The sequence below is a fragment of the Pseudomonas viridiflava genome (assembly GCF_003702045.1).
GTDB classification, from domain to species: Bacteria; Pseudomonadota; Gammaproteobacteria; order Pseudomonadales; family Pseudomonadaceae; genus Aquipseudomonas; species Aquipseudomonas viridiflava_C.
In genome coordinates this window covers 1-3,170 of record NZ_RBTP01000034.1, presented here as the reverse complement: position 1 = coordinate 3,170, position 3,170 = coordinate 1, and the positions used below count along the sequence as shown (strand labels likewise).

Genomic DNA, 3,170 nt, shown 5'->3' with positions numbered 1-3,170 from the left:
TAGAGGTACACTTTTTCGACTTTGGCGTCGGGTCGCATCATGGCGGGGCTGGCTCCAGAAAGAGATCGGGAGCGAAGCATCGGGGATCAAATGCGGGCTTGGAATGTGGGGATCATGGATCACTTACAATCCAAACGCCGCCTTGAAAGATCAAAGTTGTGAGGAACGCTACTTTTGCGTGCCAGTTGAACGCATTTACTAGCGCCCCCAAGACTTTTTTCGATGCAGACCTACTAAGCAATCCACGTACGGATCAATTACGCTAGATGAGGGCAAGCAAAATAGAATGTACTGGACAGAGGCTGCGGTACGTAATCGGCATACCTAACGACTTCTCACTGAGCCTCTGACCAATACCGCAACCTACATATTGAGGGCCTTATAAATCAAAGCCTGTTTATTTTTTGATGGAATAATTTAATGCAAAAAAACGAAATTACAACGAAGCTTATTGCCACGACACACCTAGCCACAAAAACACTAAAATCGAAAAAGTAATTAAGAAGAAGCGCTATCCACACTGAGTGGAAAGCAGCGCACGCAATGGCAAACAAATAAACTCTTGCCCTTGAAATAATTTGTCCAATTTTTTGTTGATTCACTGTTTTTGCATTCCATCTATTGTAATAGCGTCAGCGGTCCGATCTAGAATTAATACGGGCACTGACGTATTTCTATAAGCACGAACATAATCAGTTCTAATATATCTAAATAGGCGCCAAGAATCTGGTTTTAAAACCAGCTTGGTCACACCATATACAGACATCGCGAGGTCGGCTGAACCGTAGGCCATATTTCCTTCTCGTGCTTCGTAACCAACAGCTTTTGCTGCTGCTTGGTATCCCTTTCTGACTGGGCCTTCTGTATCACTACGCCCCTCCCAAAGGTTGCGTCCGTTTTCATAAACGTTATTTGCACCATGAGCCATAATTGGTACACCAGCAACGAGGCACAGTGTGCCGACAGAGCCATAGCAAATTCCCGCACCTGCTACGAATTGCATTGCCCCAGCGATGGCTCCAACGCCTTTTTTGGCAACCTCCAATGACTGGGCAAACAAGCTATTTTGTTCATCTTTTATTTCTTTTAGCCCCTGCTCTGGACTTTTTTTACCTTCAGAAACATCATTAATAATACTTTTAGCGTAATAGGCGACTTCACGATTGAATTGCAAGCGCAGCGTGCCGTCTTTAATATGCCTAATACCTAATGTACAGGCTTGCTCACCTAGCTTTCTAGCGGCAGCACTAACCATCAAATAATTTGTACAGCTTTCGTCCGTTGGTTTCACTCTTCATTTCCTCCAGATAGTATGTCTGCGATCAGTCATAAATCCGCCCATCAAATTAATTTTCTCGTTTTATCTATTACCCCCAATCCATTTACTTACGCAAATGGCTTATTCGCAGTCCTGTCCCAACCACCAGAAACGATACCGGCACTACCACCGTCAGCACGCCGCTGTTGTGAATATTCAAATTTAATGCGGCCGTAATTCAGGTTTACTACTTCTATAGGAAAACCTGATTGGTCGGAACCTTGACCACTTACCAATGAAATCAGCACTTCTTCAAGAACGATATCCAGATACTTGAATTTTTCAGTTCCTGCACGGTGGATTCGAATGGTCACATTTTTGATATGCGAGCCCCTACAGCAAAGCTCAAATAGCTTCGGGGTGGCTCGATCCACATATTTGCTAATCTGGAAATCGCCAAGGGATACCCCTCCAGCAGTAGCTCCCCCACTGGAGCTGGCAGTCTGACTGATGGACTGCATGGCATTGTAATGGTAGGAAAGTAATTCGACCCAACCTTTGTGCCCATCGTCAAGAGACTCGCCCTCAACACCATCAACCTTCATAAACGCATCAAAAGACATAAAAATCCCTTTTTTCAAAAAAATGTAAATTTAACCCACATTTCAATACCACTGTCGAATTCTACAATCAGCATACTCGCCCCATCCGTGTAGCGGCCTAATGATCCCGGACACCTCTATAAGGGCGATATGATTCTACAACCTGGCAACCCTAACTAAATCGGACTCACCTGCCCGACCTCAGCCACCACATCCCCCGTGGTCAACCAAAACGCATACTTCCTGAACCGCTCATGGTTAGCCACCTTCAAAAAAGGCTGCAGCCCCATCTCGGTGATACCCGCCTCGTATTTTTTCCAGCTGCTGATGCTGATCCCCACAATCTCGCAGAACTCGGTCTGGGTCAGGCCTTCCTTCGTGCGGATGGCTTTCATTTTTGCTGGCAGATCCACTTTCTGTTTTTCCTGTTGACAGGTTCCTTGCAAGGAACTAAATTAGTTCCAAGAAAGGAACTTTTACACTGCATGCTCAACAGAGATTATCAGAACACCGCTCGTAACCTGCACAGCCTGCGTAACCGCAGGTGAGCGGCCAGCCACTGCCATGTAAAAACCGCCGAACCCTCGGCCCCTAAACCAGCACACCCAACCCAAAAACAGCGCACAAGCGCCAACGGGATCGGCTTGCCCGGGAAAAGCCCAAAGCCCCGCGTTATCCACTATCCAAGGAGGTCTTCCATGACAAAAATCACGCTGCACTGCCTGTCGCAACTGCAACCCCGCCCCGAACACGCCACCGATCACACCGGCAAACGTCGAGGGACGTTGACGGCGATTGCGTGGTGTCGTTCAAGCCGCTCAGGGAAAGGCACTGTCTGGGTGTGTCGCTGTGATTGTGGGCTGTTTGAATATCGACGGCCTGGGACATGGGCGACTCGGGTTTCGCCTGATGACATGTGTGATACGTGTCTGCGGGGCAAGGGGCCGAATGCCAGAGAGACCGCTCCAGAGCGGTTAAATCGGTGGGTGGATAGCTTGCATGATCTCGGCCTGAACGAGGCGGAGATTGCTCATATTCAGGCGCCGGGCATGATGGTGGAAACCAGAGGCAGAACGCTTCTGGAGATACGGGAGCAACTGGCTGAAAAATCTCGTGGATGCGCTGACGCTTCCAGTATCAGGGCCTAGGTAAGGGGCGCGGGAGGAATGTGCAGACGGAATTCCCGCTTCCGGTTACACCTCAGCGCGTTGGCCCAACACGCATTTCGCCGCTCTGGATTGTCTCCTTCAGGTTGACGGACAAACCTTTTTCAAGTGCTTTTTCAACTCGGGACCGGACATTAATCTAGC

General features: G+C 48.4%; 3 protein-coding genes. All 3 read right to left on the bottom strand.

The features are described 5' to 3' along the window. Positions 1-598: 598 nt before the first annotated feature. The 3 genes from ALP40_RS11885 to ALP40_RS11875 all read right to left on the bottom strand — a co-directional run bounded on the left by ALP40_RS11885 (position 599) and on the right by ALP40_RS11875 (position 2,273). A complete protein-coding gene (locus tag ALP40_RS11885; RefSeq protein ID WP_122208468.1) occupies positions 599-1,255 on the bottom strand; it encodes a DUF4225 domain-containing protein in 657 nt (218 codons plus the stop codon). A gap of 131 nt (positions 1,256-1,386) precedes the next feature. Next, on the bottom strand, positions 1,387-1,881 hold the full coding sequence (locus ALP40_RS11880; protein ID WP_122208467.1) for a type VI secretion system tube protein Hcp: 495 nt from the start codon (positions 1,879-1,881) through the stop codon (positions 1,387-1,389). A 155-nt stretch (positions 1,882-2,036) separates the two neighbouring features. Then, positions 2,037-2,273, bottom strand: a complete 237-nt coding sequence (locus ALP40_RS11875; RefSeq protein ID WP_122208466.1) for a DNA-binding transcriptional regulator — start codon at positions 2,271-2,273, stop codon at positions 2,037-2,039. Positions 2,274-3,170 lie beyond the last annotated feature (897 nt).

What these genes read in the sequence shown, in the direction of transcription:
- ALP40_RS11885 (WP_122208468.1), bottom strand. Translation starts at nt 1,255, where the DNA reads ATGGTTAGTGCTGCCGCTAGAAAGCTAGGTGAGCAAGCCTGTACATTA.
- ALP40_RS11880 (WP_122208467.1), bottom strand. Translation starts at nt 1,881, where the DNA reads ATGTCTTTTGATGCGTTTATGAAGGTTGATGGTGTTGAGGGCGAGTCT.